A 17248-nucleotide genomic window follows, 5' to 3' on the forward strand; every position below is an offset into this window, starting at 1 on the left:
TCCTCAAGGTCTGGCAGAGGTGAGCGCTTTATGCGCTCACCGCGATATCCGCGGACTGAATCCGCTTCACGCCGGCCTTGGCCATGTCGGCCCAGGCCTTCGCGAGCGAGCCCTGATTGTCGATGCCGCGGCAGGCGTCTTCCACGACGTAGACTTCAAAACCAGCCTTGCGCGCATCGAGCGCAGTCCAGGCGACGCAGAAGTCCGTGGCGAGGCCCGCGACAAAGACGCGCTTGATCTTGCGGGACTTCAAATAGGCGGCGAGCCCCGTCGTTGTCTTGCCGTCGGCTTCGACGAAGGCCGAATAGCTGTCGACATCCTTGTGGAAGCCCTTGCGGATGATGAGCTCGGCCTGCGGGATCGAGAGGTCTTTCGACAGCGAGGCGCCATCGGTGCCCTGCACGCAATGGTCGGGCCACAGCACCTGCTTGCCATAGGGCAGGTCGATGGTCTCGAACGGCTTCTTGCCGGAATGCGCTGACGCGAACGAGACGTGGCCGGGCGTGTGCCAGTCCTGCGTCATCACCACGTTCGAAAATGCTTTGGCCATCTTGTTGATCACAGGCACGACCTGCTCGCCTTCCTTCACCGCGAGGCTGCCGCCCGGCAGGAAGCAGTTCTGCACATCGATCACGAGCAGCGCGGATGCATCGTCCGGCTTGATCGAGGCTGCTGCGAAAAGTGCCGATGGCGCGAGGCTCGCGAGCGTGGTGGTCCCCAGCGCGGCCAAGATCTGTCGTCGATTAATCATCGTCCGCCTCCCTCAAGGTTGATCCGGTGGAGGCAAGCCTAGTTCCGTTCGTGTACAAACGAAAGCCCGAAAATGCAGCCGGCCCTGGTGAGGGGATGGGCGCTACCCCTTCGGCTGGATGCCGTCGCGGACGGCGCGGAAGCGGGTGAAGGCGTCGGACCACTGGTCGCGCGGAGCGCTGGCGATGATGCGCAGCGAGGTGCCGCCGCCGAACCGGATCCATTGCACGACCGTGACCGGGGTCTTGTCCTTGCCGCTGACGCCGTCGATCCGGGTCTCAAAGCCGGGCTGGCTGTTGATGCGGATCGGCTCGGACATGGTGACGCGGGACTCGCGCAGGCCGGGGATCTGGAGCGCGGCCTCCTGGGCGAAGCGGGCGCGGTCGTCGGCGGCTTGCGGAGTGGCGCCGATCAGGCCGAGGATCATGAACGGCTTCGATTCATAGCCCGCGCTCTCGTCACCGTCGGCCAGGATGATGCTCGAGCCCGGCACCAGCGTGCGGATGTCCTTGAAGCCGGCGAGATCGGTGATCTTGAACGGCATCAGCCCGAGCTGCTCGTCAGCCGACACCTCCTTGCGCAGGGTGGCGGTCGCAAACATCTGCCGCACCGCCTCGTCGGTGTAGATCTTCGAGGCGTTCTCCGGGACCTGCACCGCGACATAGCCGGAGAAGCCAGTGCCCGGCACGATCATCGAATAGCGCTTCACCAGCGTGTCCCCGGCCTTGCCGCTCTCGGTGGTAACATAGGCAAGGCCCGCCGGTGTCTCGATCTTCTCCGGCTTGACGCCGTTGACGCCGCCCGGATTGGCGTTGAAGGCCGTTGCAACCTCGTTATAGGCCGCCGGCGGCAGTTCGGTGACCAGCACCTTGACGCTGCCGTCCTCGTTCTCGAAGCCCGGGAAGGTCTTGGCCTTGCTCAGCCCGACCAGCGGCACCATGCCGAGACGCAGACCCGGCGGATACACGGCGTCGGCAGCAAGCGCCGGAAGCGCGGAGACAACGAGAAGGGCGAGCGCGGCGAGGGGGCGGATCAGCTTCATGGGCACTCTGATTGGTTCATATTGAGGCCGTACGATGGTCGGCCGTTGGCCGCCTTGTCGCGCGAAGCGGCCCCGTGACGAGGCCGTCCGGCCGGTCCGCCTTTTAGCGGGTTTGGTGCGCCGGCAACAGGGCCGGGCCGATCACGGCAGCGGAGACGGCCTGAGCACTGAACCTGTTAACAAATCCTCACCCGCAAGGGCGGTGAAGCCCGGATATGATCTTCCAAAACCCAATGTTTTCACGGTCCAAACTTGCGTTCGGTCCTTGCGGGCTCCTCCCCCCCTCCTATATGAGCCTCAACCATCGCAATATCGCGAATGTTTGATCTTAGGGGGTTTCGGTTCGGGTGCCTTCTGGGCCCAGCCAACCTGCCGCAAAAAGAAGGATATCAGGACCATGGGAAAGGTCATTGGGATCGACCTCGGCACCACGAATTCGTGCGTCGCCGTGATGGACGGCAAGAACGCCAAAGTTATCGAGAATTCCGAAGGCATGCGCACGACGCCTTCGATCGTCGCCGTGACTGATGACGGTGAGCGCCTCGTCGGCCAGCCCGCCAAGCGCCAGGCCGTGACCAATCCAGAGCGTACGTTCTTCGCAGTGAAGCGCCTCATCGGCCGCCGCTACGACGACCCGATGGTCGAGAAGGACAAGAAGCTCGTTCCGTACAAGATCGTGAAGGCTTCGAACGGCGACGCCTGGGTCGAGGCCGACGGCCAGACCTACTCGCCCTCGCAGGTCTCTGCGTTCATCTTGCAGAAGATGAAGGAGACCGCGGAAGCCCATCTCGGCCAGAAGGTCGACCAGGCGGTCATCACCGTTCCCGCTTACTTCAACGACGCCCAGCGCCAGGCGACCAAGGACGCCGGCAAGATCGCGGGCCTCGAGGTGCTGCGCATCATCAACGAGCCGACCGCAGCCGCGCTGGCCTATGGCCTCGACAAGACCAAGGCCGGCACGATCGCCGTGTACGATCTCGGCGGCGGCACGTTCGATATCTCCATTCTCGAAATCGGCGACGGCGTGTTCGAGGTGAAGTCGACCAACGGCGACACCTTCCTCGGCGGCGAAGATTTCGACATGCGGCTGGTCGGCTATCTCGCCGACGAGTTCCAGAAGGAGCAGGGCATCAACCTGCGCAACGACAAGCTCGCGTTGCAGCGCCTGAAGGAAGCCGCTGAAAAGGCCAAGATCGAGCTGTCGTCGACGACGCAGACCGAGATCAACCTGCCCTTCATCACCGCGGACCAGACCGGTCCGAAGCATCTGACGATGAAGCTCACCCGCGCCAAGTTCGAGGCGCTGGTGGACGACCTGGTTCAGAAGACCGTCGAGCCCTGCCGCAAGGCGCTCAAGGACGCCGGCGTCACCGCCGGTGAGATCGGCGAAGTCGTGCTGGTCGGCGGCATGTCGCGCATGCCGAAGGTCCAGGAGGTCGTGAAGCAGCTGTTCGGCAAGGAGCCGCACAAGGGCGTCAACCCGGACGAAGTCGTGGCGATCGGTGCCGCGATCCAGGCCGGCGTGCTCCAGGGCGACGTCAAGGACGTGCTGCTGCTGGACGTGACCCCGCTGTCGCTGGGCATCGAGACGCTGGGCGGCGTGTTCACCCGCATCATCGACCGCAACACCACGATCCCGACCAAGAAGAGCCAGGTGTTCTCGACCGCCGAGGACAACCAGAACGCGGTCACCATCCGCGTCTTCCAGGGCGAGCGTGAAATGGCGGCCGACAACAAGATGCTCGGCCAGTTCGACCTGATGGGCATCCCGCCGGCGCCGCGCGGCATGCCGCAGATCGAGGTGACCTTCGACATCGACGCCAACGGTATCGTCAACGTCTCGGCCAAGGACAAAGCCACGGGCAAGGAGCAGCAGATCCGCATCCAGGCGTCCGGCGGCCTTTCGGAAGCCGACATCGACAAGATGGTCAAGGACGCCGAGGCCAATGCCGCGGCCGACAAGCAGCGCCGCGAGGCGGTCGACGCCAAGAACCATGCCGATGCGCTGGTGCACTCCACCGAGAAGGCGCTGGCCGAGCACGGTTCGAAGGTCGCCGAGACCGAGCGCCGCGCCATCGAGGACGCCGTCAGCGACCTTAAGGAAGCGCTGAAGGGCAGCGATGCCGAGGCGATCAAGGCCAAGACCAACACGCTGGCGCAGGCCTCGATGAAGCTCGGCGAAGCCATGTACAAGCAGCAGGCTGAGGCCGATGCGGCCAAGGACGCTGCGAAGGACGACGTTGTCGACGCGGAATTCACCGAAGTCGACGACGACAAGAACAACAAGAAGTCCGCTTAAAGCCCGAGAGGGTATGATGCGGACGGCTTGGACCCCACACGCTACGTCGGCCTCCCCCCTAAGGGGGGAGGCTTTCGTGTCGGGGCAGACGGGCGATGCGCCCGTTACGATCAATCAATTCCCAGCACTTATGCTCAACGCTCCCATGCGGTCCGCTGCCACGACGCGGAAGGCCGCCCATATCGTCGCGTGGCGACGTCGTTTCGCTCCGACTTGAATCGCGATCGGATAGACCTGAGTCAGACATGTCCACGTCCACCAAGCGCTGCTACTACGAAACCCTCGAAGTCGAACGCACGGCCGACGAGAGCAAACTGAAATCGTCGTTCCGCAAGCTGGCGATGAAGTTTCATCCGGACCGCAATCCCGGGGACGAGACCAGCGAGGTCAAGTTCAAGGAGATCAACGAGGCCTACGAGGTCCTGAAGGACAAGGACAAGCGCGCGGCCTACGACCGCTTCGGCCATGCCGCGTTCGAGCAGGGCGGTCCCGGCGGCGGTGGCGCCGGCTTCGGTGCGGGCTTCGCCTCCTCCTTCTCCGATATTTTCGAAGATCTGTTTGGCATGGCCGGCCAGCGGGGCCGCGGCGGCCGCGAGCGTGGCGCCGACCTGCGCTACAACATGGAAATCACCCTCGAGGAAGCTTTTGCCGGCAAGACCGCGCAGATCGAGATTCCGGTCTCCGTCACCTGCGAGGCCTGCTCGGGCATCGGCGCCAAGGCCGGCACCAAGCCGAAGGCCTGCTCGACCTGCGGCGGCGCCGGCCGCGTGCGACAGTCGCAAGGCTTCTTCACCCTCGAACGCACCTGCCCCGCCTGCCAGGGCCGCGGCCAGATGATCGAGGACGCCTGCCCGTCCTGCTCGGGCCAGGGCCGCGTCACCCGCGAGCGCACGCTGTCGGTCAATATCCCGCAAGGCGTCGAGGACGGCACCAGGATCAGGCTCGCCGGCGAAGGCGAAGCCGGCGTTCGCGGCGGCCCGCCCGGCGATCTCTACATCTTCCTGTCGCTGGCCCAGCACCAGTTCTTCCAGCGCGACGGCGCCGATCTGCATTGCCGGGTGCCGATCTCGATGGTGACAGCGGCGCTCGGCGGCGAATTCGAGGTGCCGACCATCGACCAGACCAAGGCCAAGGTGAAGGTGCCTGCCGGAACCCAGTCCGCCCGTCGATTCCGCATTGCATCAAAAGGCATGCCGGTCCTGCGCTCCCGCCAGATGGGCGACATGTACGTTCAGGTCGTGGTTGAGACCCCCCAGAACCTCACCAAGAAGCAGCAGGAATTGCTGGTCGAGTTCGAAAAGCTCTCCTCCGGCAACACCCAGCCGGAATCCGAGGGCTTCTTCGCCAAGGTCAAGGATTTCTTCGGCAATCGGGCGAACTGAGCCGGCTTGACCGTATCGGCTTCGGCCTATACGTCTTTATGACCTTTTTCTGACACGCCGCTGTCACGCGGTCCCGTCCGGTCCTGACATGCCATTGCCATCGTCCGCGCGTGCGTTGAAGAAGCCCCGTCTAGATGACGAGGTGCGCTTTCTCAGATCGTGGATCGAAAAGCCCCTCCACATGGGCGCGGTGATGCCGTCGGGCAAGCTGCTGGCCCGGACCATGGCTCACTATGTCGATGTCGATTCCGACGCTCCGGTGGTCGAGCTCGGGCCCGGCACCGGCGCCATCACCTCGGCCCTGGTCGAGCGCGGCGTCGACCAGAAGCGTCTGGTGCTCGTCGAATACAATCCCGGCTTCTGCGCGCTGCTGCGCGACCGCTATCCGCAGGCGACTGTGGTGCAGGGCGACGCCTATCGCCTGCGCGACACGCTCTGGAACGTTCTGAGCGCGCCGGCCTCGGCCGTTGTCTCCGGCCTGCCGCTGGTCACAAAACCGATGCTGACCCGGCTGCGGCTCATTCGCGATTCCTTCATGGCGCTGGCGCCCGGCGCGCCCTTCGTCCAGTTCACCTATGCGGTGGTGCCGCCGATCCCGAAATCGCTGCCCGGCGTGTCCACAGAGGCTTCGGAACGGATCTGGATGAACCTTCCGCCGGCCCGCGTCTGGGTGTATCGCAAGGACTAATTCCGCCGGCTTTCTTCTCTGCGCGGCGGGCTTGTTTCGCCGAACGTAGGGAAGCGGATGTCCGCACCGAAAATCCTGGTCATTCCCGGCTCGCTGCGCACCGGCTCGCACAATGCGAAGCTGGCGGCGGTCGCCGCCTATGAGTTCGCCCAGGCCGGTGTCGACATCACCCGCATCTCGCTCGCCGATTTTCCGCTGCCGATCTATGACGGCGATCTCCAGGCCAAGTCAGGCATCCCGAAGCACGCCATCAATCTCAAGCGCATGATCGGCGCACATCATGGCGTGCTGATCGTTTCGCCCGAATACAACGCCTCGGTGCCGCCGCTGCTGAAGAACGCGATCGACTGGGTGAGCCGCGTGCACGATCTGCACGAGGCGCGCGGCGATGTCTTCCGCAACCGCGCCTTCGCACTCGCCGGTGCTTCGCAGAGCCGGTTAGGTGCCGCCCGTGCGCTTCAGGCATTGCGGCTGATCCTGACGTCCTGCCAGGCCAATGTGATCGCCAGCCAATTCACGCTCGCCTTTGCCGACCAGGCCTACGACGATATGGACAGGCTCAAGAGCCAGACCGATAGCGACGGGCTGAAGGAGATGGTGCGGCAGTTGATCGACATTTCCCAACGCATGATGTGAGGTGACATGACGCACGCCGAAATCGCCCCCAAGGACCGTCTGATCGTCGCGCTCGATCTGCCCAGCGTCGAGGCCGCGGAGGCGATGATCGCCGGGCTCGGCGACAGCGTCACCTTCTACAAGATCGGCTATCGGCTCGCTTATGCCGGCGGCTTGCCGCTGGTCGCCAGGCTTGCCGACAAGGGCAAGAAGGTCTTTCTCGATCTCAAGCTGCACGACATCGGCAACACGGTGGCGCAAGGCGTTGAAAGCATCACCAGGCTGGGCGCAACCTTCCTCACCGTGCATGCCTATCCGCAGACCATGAAGGGCGCCGTCGAGGGCCGCGGCTCCTCGAAGCTGAAGCTTCTCGCCGTTACGGTGCTGACCTCGTACAATCAGGACGATCTGCACGCCGCCGGGTTCCGGCTCGGCGTCTCCGAGCTCGTCGAAGCGCGCGCGGGGCAGGCACAGACGCTCGGCATCGATGGCCTGGTATCGTCGCCCGAGGAGGCGGTAGCCTTGCGCAAGATCGTCGGACGCAAGATGCATCTCGTCACGCCAGGCATTCGTCCGGCAGGATCGGCCGCCGGGGACCAGAAGCGCATCATGACGCCGGGCCGTGCAATCGCCGCGGGCGCGGATTATCTCGTCGTCGGCCGGCCGGTGGTGGAAGCCGCCGATCCGAAGGCGGTCGCGGAAGCCATCCAGGCCGAGATCGCGCAGGCACTCGAAGCATGATCCGCAACAGTGTGAAGCGGTTTTTTCTCGCGACAAACGCGGAACGCGTTTGCGCGGAGATCATGCTCAAATAGAACCACCAACAACCAGGGAGAAGAACAATGGCAAAAGGCTACTGGATCGGTCGCGTCGACGTGAGCAATGACGAGGGCTACAAGCCCTACGCTGTCGCCAACGGTCCGATCTTCAAGAAATGGGGCGGCCGCTTCGTCGTCCGCGCGGGCAAGTTCACCACTGTCGAAGGCGCCAGCCGCACCCGCAACGTCGTGATCGAATTTCCGGACTATCAGACCGCCATCGCGTGCTACAACTCGCCGGAATACCAGGCCAACATCAAGGTGCGGCAGCCGCACTCGATCGCCGACCTCATCATCATCGAAGGTTACGACGGACCGCAGCCGTCGGACGGTTGAGGCGTCCTCTCTTGCCGCCCCCTGGAGAGGAGCATGCCGCGGGCTCATGGGGCCTCGGTTGCCGGAACTGCATCCCGCCGCTACAACGGCGCTGAGAGGATCACACCATGTCAGACATGCGCTTGATTGTTGCCGGAGCCGGTGGCCGGATGGGCCGCGCCCTGGTGCGGGCGATTGCCGACAGCAAAGGCGCGGTGCTGGCTGGCGCGCTGGAGGCGCCGGGCTCGGAGCTCTTAGGCAAGGATGCCGGCGTGCTCGCCGGTCTGCCTGAAAACGGCATCAAATTGTCCGCCGACCTCTGGGCGATGTCCAAAGACGCCGACGGCATCCTGGATTTCACTGTGCCGGCCGCAACCATCGCCAACGTCGCGATCGCGGCCGAGCGCGGGCTGGTCCACGTCGTCGGCACCACCGGGCTTTCGGCCTCGGACAATGCCGTGATCAAGAGCGTCACCAACCGCGCCGTCGTGGTGCAGTCGGGCAATATGAGCCTGGGCGTCAATCTCCTCGCCGCCGTGGTCAAGCGCGTCGCCAAGGCGCTCGACCAGAGCTTTGACATCGAGATCGTCGAATCCCATCACCGTATGAAGGTCGATGCGCCCTCCGGCACCGCGCTGATGTTGGGCCAGGCGGCAGCGGCCGGTCGCGGCATCCCGCTCGACGAAGAGCATTCTGAACGCGGCCGCGACGGCATCACCGGCGCGCGCAAGCCGGGGGCCATCGGCTTTGCCTCCCTGCGCGGCGGCACCGTCGCCGGCGAGCACAGCGTCACCTTCCTCGGCCCGTTCGAGCGGCTGACCCTGTCCCATCTCGCCGAAGACCGCATTCTGTTCGCGCACGGCGCGCTGAAGGCGGCGCTGTGGGCGCATGGCAAGAAGCCGGGGCACTACTCCATGGCCGACGTGCTCGGCCTCGCGGACATCTAACCGATAACCCGAACGGAAGCAGTCAATGAGCGAACGTCTTCTCGTGCTCGTGCGGCACGGCCAGAGCGAATGGAATCTCAAGAACCTGTTCACCGGCTGGAAGGATCCTGATCTCACCGAGCTGGGCATGAAGGAAGCCTCGGAGGCCGGCCGCAAATTGAAGGCGGAGGGCCTCGTCTTCGACGTCGCCTACACCTCGGTGCTGAGGCGCGCGCAGCACACGCTCGATCTCATTCTCGGCGAGCTCGGCCAAAGGGACCTGCCGACTTCGAAGAACCTCGCGCTGAACGAGCGCGACTACGGCGATCTCTCCGGCCTCAACAAGGACGACGCCCGCAAGAAATGGGGCGAGGAGCAAGTGCTGATCTGGCGCCGCTCCTACGACGTGCCGCCGCCCGGCGGTGAAAGCCTGAAGGACACGCTGGCCCGCGCGCTGCCTTATTACGTGCAGGAAATCCTGCCCGGCGTGCTCAACGGCAAGCGCACCCTGGTCGCCGCACACGGCAATTCGCTGCGTGCGCTGATCATGGTGTTGGAGAAGCTGTCGCCCGAAGGCATCCTGAAGCGCGAGCTCGCGACGGGCGTGCCAATCATCTATCGGCTCAACGCGGATTCGACCGTGGCGTCGAAGCTGGATCTGGCGGGCTAGGTTTCGCCGCAGGCGCAAAATTGGAGGATGGGTTACGCTGACGCTAACCCACCCTGCGGCAGCGGAGCTACTGCAGCCCCAGCTGCCCGGCTTCCCAGCCCAGCATCGCCTGTTTCCGCGTGATGCCCCAGTGATAACCGGTGAGCGTGCCGCTCTTGCCGAGCGCGCGATGGCAGGGCACGACGAACGAGACCGGGTTCTTGCCGACCGCGGCACCAACGGCGCGCGACGCCTTGGGCCTGTTGATGTTGCAGGCGATGTCGGAATACGACACCGCGCGGCCCATTGGAATCTTCAACAGCGTCTCCCACACCCGCACCTCGAAATCGGTGCCGATCATCACCACGCGCAGCGGCTGGTCGGGGCGCCACAGTTTTGTGTCGAAGATGCGTGCCGCGAGCGGCGCGGTGCCCTCGTGGTCCTCGACATAGGTTGCGTTCGGCCAGCGCCGCATCATGTCGGCGAGCGCGATTTTCTCCTCGCCGTGATCGGCGAAAGCGAGACCCGACAGCCCGCGATCAGTCGCGATCACGATCGCCGTGCCGAATGGCGAGGGATGGAAGCCATAGCGAAGCGTCAGCCCCGCGCCGCCGTTCTTCCATTCGCCCGGCGACATCGCTTCGTGCGTGACGAAGAGGTCGTGCAGCCGGCCGGGACCCGACAGCCCTGAGTCGAGTGCCGCGTCGAGGATGCTTGCGGAGTCGCGCAGCAGGCCCTTGGCGTGGTCGAGCGTCAGCGCCTGCATAAAGGCCTTGGGCGTGATCGAGGCCCAGCGGCGGAACAGATGGTGCAGCTCATCCGGCGTGACGCCGGCCGCATCCGCCATCGCCTCGATGGTCGGCTGCGCGCGCCAGTTCTCCGAGATGAACGCGATCGCCCGGCGCACGGAATCATAATCGCGTAGCGCGGCGTTCTGGGTGCCCGGCTTTGCCAGGCGCTGGTCATGTATGGCGAGTGTCATCATGACCGGAAATGTAGGCGCGGCGAGGCGTCGAAACCACCCGATTTCTGACTGCGTTCAAGCCACCGGATTGTAGGTCGGGCCGCGCTTGGCGGCGTTCAATGCTTCGATCAAGCCTTTGTAAAAGCTTGCCTTTTCATCAGGTCCGAGGAACCTTGCAATCTGGATCTGGCGGCCGCGCGAGATCAGATAGAGATGCTCGATACCAAAGTCCTCGTCCACCTCCATGTCGAGGCGAACCCAGAGCGGATTGAAGGTCCATTCGGCGACCTGACCGCGATGGCTGACCCGCCGCACCCGCAACTCCGACGTCGTGACCGTGATCTCCTCGCGCGCCCGCGCGCTGCGGAAATTGGCCTTGAAAGCCCACCAGACCACGAGCACGTCGAGGCCGAAAAAGCCGAACACCGGCCAGGCACCCTTCATCAGGAAGACAATTCCGGTGACGAAGCTGACGACGCTCAGGAACAGCATCACGGCCAGGAAGCCGGTGCGGTTCAGGGAGCGGTGCGGCGTCAGCAGCGCAGAGAAGATCTGCACGTCATGACCTTCAGAGTCTGCGCGCTCAATTTGGTTGCCTGTGCTCATCGTCCCTCAGTATATCCCGATCATGACGAAAATCACCCGCAAGCCGGCCCCGGGCAAAGTGGCGCTGCCGAAGAAAAAGGCAAAATCGGCTACCGCGAAGCCGAAGCCCACGAAGAAATCGGCCACGGCCAGCAAATCGTCCAGGGCGATAAAACCCTGGACACCGGCGGAGATCCACGAGGTCTTCAGCCGTTTCCGCAAAGCCAATCCCGAGCCGAAAGGCGAGCTCGAGCACGTCAATCCGTTCACGCTGCTGGTCGCCGTGGTGTTGTCTGCACAGGCGACCGACGCCGGAGTCAACAAGGCGACACGCGAATTGTTCAAAATCGCCGACACCCCGCAGAAGATGCTCGAGCTCGGCGAAGAACGTCTGCGCGACTACATCAGGACCATCGGTCTCTACCGCACCAAGGCGAAGAACGTCATCGCGCTATCGGCCAAGTTGATCGGCGATTTCGGGGGCGAGGTGCCGCGCACGCGCGCCGAGATCGAGTCGCTGCCGGGCGCGGGACGCAAGACCGCCAATGTCGTGCTCAACATGGCCTTCGGCGAGCACACCATGGCGGTCGACACGCATGTTTTCCGCGTCGGCAACCGCACTGCCCTTGCGCCGGGCAAGACGCCGCTCGAGGTCGAGCTCGGTCTCGAAAAGGTGGTTCCGGCCGAGTTCATGCTGCACGCCCATCATTGGCTGATCTTGCACGGTCGCTATACGTGTCTCGCGCGCAAGCCGCGTTGCGAGGTTTGCCTGATCAACGATCTCTGCCGGTGGCCGGAGAAGACGGTGTGATGGCGGTGGCCTCTCCCCGCGAGCGGGAAGAGAGAGCGCGCCGTCACCGCATCTGCCGCGCGGGCTCGATCAGCCCCGGCCGCGGTCCTGATAGCCGCTTGTGCATGTGGACCATGAAGGCCATGCCGAAGATCGGCGTTGCCAGGTTCACGACCGGGATCGAGACGAAGGCCGCAATGAAGAGGCCGGCGGTGAAGATGGTCGCGGCATTGTCGCGGCGCATCGCCTTGGCATCCTCGGGCGAGCGGAAGCGCATCGCAGCGAGCTCGAAGTATTCGCGTCCCAGCAGCCAGGCTGCGGCGAGGAAGAAGATCAGGAAGCCGGCGCCGGCCAGAAACACCAGCGGCAACGCGACGAGATAGACCACAATGGTCAACAATGCGGTCTTGATGCCTTCGAGGATGGCCTGATTGAACGGCAGCGCCATGCCCAGCCGCTCGGTGGGATAATATTCGCGCTCGACGATATCGGCGACGTCGTCGACGAAAAAGCTCGCGACCAGCGAAGTGATCGCCGGCATCAGGAATACGCTGCCGAACACGACGCCGAAGCCGGCCGCGATCGAGATGATCCAGGCCAGCACCTCCAGGGACGAATGCCATCCCGGCCCGAGCAGGCCCTCGAGCCACACCTCGCCGTAGGTCGCGAACCAGCTCAGCAGCCGCTGCAGTCCGATCGCCAGCACTGTGACCAGCACCAGCGCCAGCCCGATCGATCGCCACAGGATCGAGCGCATCGGCGGCGACATCATTTGCGACAGCGCCTTGACGGCGGCATCCAGCATGGGAACCTCTCACGAAATCACCAGCGAGAGGTAGACACCCAGGGCTGTTTCGGCAAGGGACGCTGACTTGCCCAAACTGCGGCGTGTATCGTCTCTGCCAATTGATCTTTGACAAACGTCTCTCGCCGGCCGGCCAGAGGGCCTATTCATGCCGATGCGCGTGCTTCCTCATCCTGGCCGGCTTCCCTTCGCCCGTCGGGATCATCACCACACGCCCATAGCGCACGCCACGCTCCGCGATGATGTGATCGGCGAAGTGCCTGACCTCGGCGGCGTCGCCGCGCAGGGCCGTCATCTCCATGCAATTGAAGTCGTCGAGATGGACGTGCAGCGTCGCGAGCGCGAGGTCGTGATGGCCGTGGAATTCCTGCACCAGACGCTTTGAGAGATCCCGCGCGGCGTGGTCGTAGACATAGACGAGGCCTGCAACGCAGGGGCCGCTCTGCGCCGCGTCCTCGCTCGCTTGCTGCAGCCCGGCGCGCGCGAGATCGCGGATGATCTCGCTGCGGTTCTGGTAGCCGCGCGCCTCGGCCGCGGCATCGATCTCCGCCAGCAAATCGTCCTCGATCGTGATCGTAATCCGCTGCATCGGGTCCTCTCCGCCGGCTGCCGAATGGACCCGTTCTACACGGATTTTGACGTTCTCACAGCCGCGTCGCACGCAGCCTCAGCGCATTGCCGACCACGCTCACCGAGGACAGCGCCATCGCCGCTGCCGCGATGATCGGCGACAGCAGCACGCCGAAGGCCGGGTAGAGGATACCGGCGGCAATAGGAATGCCGGCGGCGTTGTAGATGAAGGCGAAGAACAGGTTCTGCCTGATATTGCTCATCGTCGCCTGTGACAGTTTTCGCGCACGCACGATCCCGGTGAGATCGCCCTTCAGCAGGGTGACGCCGGCGCTTTCCATCGCCACGTCGGTGCCGGTGCCCATGGCAATGCCGACCTCGGCCGCAGCCAGCGCCGGCGCATCGTTGACGCCGTCGCCGGCCATCGCCACGCTGCGGCCGGCCTTCTGCAGCTTCGTCACCACGGCGCTCTTCTGGTCCGGTAGCACTTCGGCCTCGACATCGGCAATGCCGAGCCGCCGTGCCACGGCTTGCGCGGTGGTGCGGTTGTCGCCGGTGAGCATGATCACCTTGATGCCCTCGGCGGCGAGCGCCTTCAGCGCTTCCGGGGTCGAGGCCTTGACCGGATCCGCGATCGCAAACAGGCCGGCAGGTGCGCCGTCGATTGCCATGTTGATCACGGTCGCGCCGTCGCCACGCAGGCGTTCGGCTTCACTGTCGAGCGCCTTGGTCTCGATGCCGATCGACGCCAGATATTTGGCGTTGCCGAGGACGATGCTCTTGCCATCGACCTTGCCCGTGGCGCCCTTGCCCGTCGGCGAATCGAAATGTTCGACGCGGCCCAATGCAAGCTGCTTCTCCTTTGCGGCGCGCACGATGGCATCGGCGAGCGGATGTTCGCTGGCGCGCTCGACGCTGGCTGCAAGCCGAAGGATGGCGTCTTCGGCAAAGCCTGCTGCCGGCACGATCGCGACGACCCGTGGCTTGCCTTCGGTCAGCGTCCCCGTTTTGTCGACCACCAGCGTGTCGATCTTCTCCATCCGCTCCAGCGCTTCGGCGTTCTTGATCAGCACGCCTGCCTGCGCGCCGCGGCCGACGCCCACCATGATCGACATCGGGGTCGCCAGGCCCAACGCGCAGGGGCAGGCGATGATGAGGACGCTGACGGCGGCGACGAGGCCGAAGGCGAGCCGCGGCTCCGGCCCGAGCCAGGCCCAGGCGGCAAAGGCGGCGATGGCGACAGCAATCACCGTCGGCACGAACCAGCCCGCAACCTGGTCGGCCAGCCGCTGAATCGGCGCGCGCGAGCGCTGCGCATCCGCGACCATCTGCACGATCTGCGACAGCAGCGTCTCGCGCCCGACCTTGTCGGCGCGCATGATGAAGCTGCCGGACTGGTTCAACGTGCCGGCGATGACCTTGGCGCCTGGCTCTTTGGTGACAGGCATGGATTCGCCTGTGACGAGTGATTCATCGAGCGAGGAGCGCCCCTCGAGAATGACGCCGTCGACCGGCACCTTTTCGCCCGGACGAACGCGCAACCGATCGCCGGGACGCAGCGCGTCGATGTCCACCTCGCGCTCGTTACCATCGGCATCGACGCGCCGCGCCGTTTTTGGCGCAAGCTGCAACAGCGCCTTGATGGCGCCCGACGTAGCGTCGCGAGCGCGGAGCTCCAGCACCTGGCCCAATAGCACCAGCACGGTGATGACGGCGGCCGCTTCGAAATAGACGGCGACCGCGCCCTCATGGCCGCGGAAGGTTGCCGGGAAAAGCTGCGGCGCCGTGGTGCCGATCAGGCTGTAGACATAGGCAACGCCGGTGCCCATCGCGATCAGCGTGAACATGTTGAGGTTGCGCGTGCGCAGCGATTGCCAGCCGCGCGCCAGGAACGGCCAGCCGGCCCAGAGCACCACGGGCGTCGCAAAGGCGAGCTGGATCCAGTTCGACACGACAGGGTCGATCCAGTTGTGCGGACCTGCGAGATGGCCGCCCATCTCCAGCACAACAGGCGGCAGTGCCAACGCGCCGCCAATCCAGAACCGGCGCGTCATGTCCGCCAGTTCCGGATTCGGTCCGGTTTCGAGGCTCACCACATCAGGCTCGAGCGCCATCCCGCAGATCGGACAGCTGCCGGGTCCAACCTGGCGGATCTCCGGATGCATCGGACAGGTGTAGATGGTGCCCTCCGGCATCTCCGGCTCGGATGCTTTCTCCCTGGCGAGATACTTTGCGGGGTCGGCCGCGAATTTGGTGCGGCACCCGGCCGAGCAGAAATGGAAGGTCTCGCCGTGATGTGTGAGGCGGTGCTTGGAGGTCGCGGGATCGACCGTCATGCCGCAGACCGGGTCGAGGACCTTTGTCGCGGTCGCGTTGTGGTCATGAACATCATGATGGGCATGGTCGGCGCGATCGCCATCTCCGCCGCAGCAGGACGAGGCGGCCGGCCCGGGAACCACTGAATTCGCGGAACAACCGCATCCGGACTGCGTCTTCCCATTGTGGTGTGTGTGGTTCGCGTCGTTCATTCCTGCACTCCGGCCTTGTAACCCATACCCGGTAGGGGTATATAGGCCGCATGCGCAAGGACATCAAGGCATCCGTCGGAAAACGCCTCGGCCGGATCGAGGGCCAGGTTCGCGGCCTCCAGAAAATGGTCGAGGAGGACCGCTACTGCATCGACATCGTCACGCAGATATCGGCCGTGCGCGCCGCACTGCGGCGGGTCGAGGAAGAGGTTTTGAAGGACCACGTCGCCCATTGCGTCGAGCACGCGATTGCGAGCGGCGACAAGGCCGATCAACGGGAAAAGATCGCGGAGTTGATGGCGGTGATCGGGCGGGCGGAGCGGTAGGGCGCGGTTCTCGCCGCCGCCATTGCAATAACGGTTGCTGATGCGCGATCGCGCAACATTCAGCGCTGTCGTCCCTGCGAACGCAGACGACAGTGGAGCTAAGCCGCCCGCTCTCGTGCACGTCCCCGGCGCCGTGGCCGGTACATCGCGAGCTTTTTCAGCAACGCGAACTGCTCTGAGCCAGGTTCCACAGCCTCCCCGCTCACTTGCTCAGCCGGAACTTCAGCCGGCGCTTCTTCGTCAGCCGCTTCAGGAACGAGCGGCGGCGAACGGACCGTTTCTGGAAACACACCGAATGAGCCCGCTACCTCCTCGAGCGGCTTTTGCTTGTCGGCCCAGTGCAGGGCCGTGTAGTCGAAGCCGTGCACGATGGTGGGTTTGACGACTTCGAAATAGGGCGAGATGTCGAAGTCGCGGGGCATGTAGAGCGAGGAATCGCGGATGTGCAGGATCTCGCGGCGGGCGGCGCGGCTGCCGGCCTTGGTGATCTTCGGCAGGATCGGGTAGCGTACCGCATCGAAGGCCTGTGCGATCAGCGCCGAGCAGATGATCTTGGTTGGATCGCCGGAGCCGATCGCGATCATGCGCCGCCGCCAGCGCTGCGGCACCGGCAGCGGGATCAGGAAGCGCATCAGATCGATGATGTTTTTGGTATCGTAGCCGAACCCGATGCGGTTGATCGCATAGCGGCACACCGTGGTGCGGTCCTCATAGGACAGTCCGACCGGACGGCAGAGGCGAGTGTGATACGGGAAGTATTTGGAAAGGGGCGCAGAGGTGACGCCCTCGCCGATATTGGCCTCGATCAGCACATGCGGCTCGCCGTCGTGCTCGACCGCGCCCTCGATGGGGCCGACATAGAGCGCCGCATGCGACCAGGTCGACTGCGTCAGATATTTGATGATGCCGGAGATACGGTTGTTACCCTCGACCAGCATGACGTCGCCGGGCTGGATCACGCCGCGCAAATGCTCGGGGTCGCTCGGCGTGAACGGCTCATAGCCCGGCACCTCTTTCGAGAGGTACGCGGCTATCACCTTGCCGACTGAATCTAGGACCGTCCCCATGAACTCCCCCGGGGCCTTTCTGGCCATCTTTTTTCCATCTGTATCATGGTCCCAACCTGTTGCAATTCGGTTCATGGCTCCGTGAGGTCAAGCACGATTGATTCACCATGACGGTTGCTGCGCAACATC

Annotated in this window: 18 protein-coding genes; 10 read left to right on the forward strand and 8 right to left on the reverse strand. The window is 64.5% G+C overall.

What is annotated here, in order from left to right:
- Nucleotides 1-28: 28 nt before the first annotated feature.
- Together pncA and ACVIIW_RS09555 are read right to left on the reverse strand one after the other, a co-directional pair.
- Nucleotides 29-751: a bifunctional nicotinamidase/pyrazinamidase gene (pncA, locus tag ACVIIW_RS09550; protein WP_456700506.1), complete on the reverse strand. Its 723-nt coding sequence runs from the start codon at nucleotides 749-751 to the stop codon at nucleotides 29-31.
- Between the two features lie 102 nt (nucleotides 752-853).
- Nucleotides 854-1792, reverse strand: a complete 939-nt coding sequence (locus ACVIIW_RS09555; RefSeq protein WP_456700507.1) for a hypothetical protein — start codon at nucleotides 1790-1792, stop codon at nucleotides 854-856.
- A gap of 397 nt (nucleotides 1793-2189) precedes the next feature.
- On the opposite strand from ACVIIW_RS09555, the gene dnaK reads away from it, so the two are divergent.
- The 8 genes from dnaK (at nucleotide 2190) to ACVIIW_RS09595 (ending at nucleotide 9505) form a co-directional block, all read left to right on the forward strand.
- Nucleotides 2190-4091 (forward strand): molecular chaperone DnaK, encoded by a 1902-nt coding sequence (dnaK, locus tag ACVIIW_RS09560; RefSeq protein WP_092232313.1) that lies wholly within the window; start codon nucleotides 2190-2192, stop codon nucleotides 4089-4091.
- 245 nt (nucleotides 4092-4336) lie between these two features.
- Complete coding sequence (gene dnaJ, locus ACVIIW_RS09565) at nucleotides 4337-5473, forward strand: molecular chaperone DnaJ (protein WP_456700508.1); 1137 nt, start codon at nucleotides 4337-4339, stop codon at nucleotides 5471-5473.
- An 88-nt stretch (nucleotides 5474-5561) separates the two neighbouring features.
- Complete coding sequence (locus ACVIIW_RS09570) at nucleotides 5562-6161, forward strand: class I SAM-dependent methyltransferase (RefSeq protein ID WP_456700509.1); 600 nt, start codon at nucleotides 5562-5564, stop codon at nucleotides 6159-6161.
- A gap of 57 nt (nucleotides 6162-6218) precedes the next feature.
- Nucleotides 6219-6797: an NADPH-dependent FMN reductase gene (locus tag ACVIIW_RS09575; RefSeq protein ID WP_092232307.1), complete on the forward strand. Its 579-nt coding sequence runs from the start codon at nucleotides 6219-6221 to the stop codon at nucleotides 6795-6797.
- Between the two features lie 6 nt (nucleotides 6798-6803).
- Nucleotides 6804-7517: an orotidine-5'-phosphate decarboxylase gene (pyrF, locus tag ACVIIW_RS09580; protein ID WP_456700510.1), complete on the forward strand. Its 714-nt coding sequence runs from the start codon at nucleotides 6804-6806 to the stop codon at nucleotides 7515-7517.
- Between the two features lie 101 nt (nucleotides 7518-7618).
- Nucleotides 7619-7930 (forward strand): DUF1330 domain-containing protein, encoded by a 312-nt coding sequence (locus ACVIIW_RS09585; RefSeq protein WP_456700511.1) that lies wholly within the window; start codon nucleotides 7619-7621, stop codon nucleotides 7928-7930.
- A 107-nt stretch (nucleotides 7931-8037) separates the two neighbouring features.
- On the forward strand, nucleotides 8038-8856 hold the full coding sequence (gene dapB, locus ACVIIW_RS09590) for a 4-hydroxy-tetrahydrodipicolinate reductase (RefSeq protein ID WP_456700512.1): 819 nt from the start codon (nucleotides 8038-8040) through the stop codon (nucleotides 8854-8856).
- Nucleotides 8857-8881: 25 nt separating this feature from the next.
- Nucleotides 8882-9505: a 2,3-bisphosphoglycerate-dependent phosphoglycerate mutase gene (locus tag ACVIIW_RS09595; RefSeq protein ID WP_456700513.1), complete on the forward strand. Its 624-nt coding sequence runs from the start codon at nucleotides 8882-8884 to the stop codon at nucleotides 9503-9505.
- A 67-nt stretch (nucleotides 9506-9572) separates the two neighbouring features.
- Here ACVIIW_RS09595 and ACVIIW_RS09600 read toward each other — a convergent pair whose 3' ends face one another.
- Nucleotides 9573-10469 carry a methylated-DNA--[protein]-cysteine S-methyltransferase gene (locus ACVIIW_RS09600; RefSeq protein ID WP_456700514.1) on the reverse strand — a complete coding sequence of 299 codons (897 nt, stop codon included), beginning with the start codon at nucleotides 10467-10469 and terminating at the stop codon, nucleotides 9573-9575.
- 54 nt (nucleotides 10470-10523) lie between these two features.
- Complete coding sequence (locus tag ACVIIW_RS09605; protein WP_456700515.1) at nucleotides 10524-11054, reverse strand: DUF2244 domain-containing protein; 531 nt, start codon at nucleotides 11052-11054, stop codon at nucleotides 10524-10526.
- 22 nt (nucleotides 11055-11076) lie between these two features.
- Here ACVIIW_RS09605 and nth point away from each other — a divergent pair, with 22 nt between their 5' ends.
- Entirely contained in the window at nucleotides 11077-11844 is a 768-nt protein-coding gene (gene nth / locus ACVIIW_RS09610; protein ID WP_456700516.1) for an endonuclease III, read from the forward strand.
- 43 nt (nucleotides 11845-11887) lie between these two features.
- On the opposite strand, the gene ACVIIW_RS09615 is transcribed toward nth, so the two are convergent.
- From ACVIIW_RS09615 to ACVIIW_RS09625, 3 genes are all read right to left on the reverse strand, one after another.
- A complete protein-coding gene (locus ACVIIW_RS09615; RefSeq protein ID WP_456700517.1) occupies nucleotides 11888-12628 on the reverse strand; it encodes a sulfate transporter family protein in 741 nt (246 codons plus the stop codon).
- 142 nt (nucleotides 12629-12770) lie between these two features.
- Nucleotides 12771-13217: a nickel-responsive transcriptional regulator NikR gene (gene nikR, locus ACVIIW_RS09620; RefSeq protein ID WP_456700518.1), complete on the reverse strand. Its 447-nt coding sequence runs from the start codon at nucleotides 13215-13217 to the stop codon at nucleotides 12771-12773.
- Nucleotides 13218-13272: 55 nt separating this feature from the next.
- Nucleotides 13273-15726: a heavy metal translocating P-type ATPase gene (locus ACVIIW_RS09625; RefSeq protein ID WP_456700519.1), complete on the reverse strand. Its 2454-nt coding sequence runs from the start codon at nucleotides 15724-15726 to the stop codon at nucleotides 13273-13275.
- 50 nt (nucleotides 15727-15776) lie between these two features.
- Between ACVIIW_RS09625 and ACVIIW_RS09630 the strand changes: the two genes are divergently transcribed.
- Nucleotides 15777-16052, forward strand: a complete 276-nt coding sequence (locus tag ACVIIW_RS09630) for a metal-sensitive transcriptional regulator (RefSeq protein WP_092239390.1) — start codon at nucleotides 15777-15779, stop codon at nucleotides 16050-16052.
- Between the two features lie 98 nt (nucleotides 16053-16150).
- On the opposite strand, the gene ACVIIW_RS09635 is transcribed toward ACVIIW_RS09630, so the two are convergent.
- Nucleotides 16151-17119: a YiiX/YebB-like N1pC/P60 family cysteine hydrolase gene (locus tag ACVIIW_RS09635; protein ID WP_456705123.1), complete on the reverse strand. Its 969-nt coding sequence runs from the start codon at nucleotides 17117-17119 to the stop codon at nucleotides 16151-16153.
- Nucleotides 17120-17248: the final 129 nt, after the last annotated feature.

The sequence above is a fragment of the Bradyrhizobium sp. USDA 4449 genome (assembly GCF_054056275.1).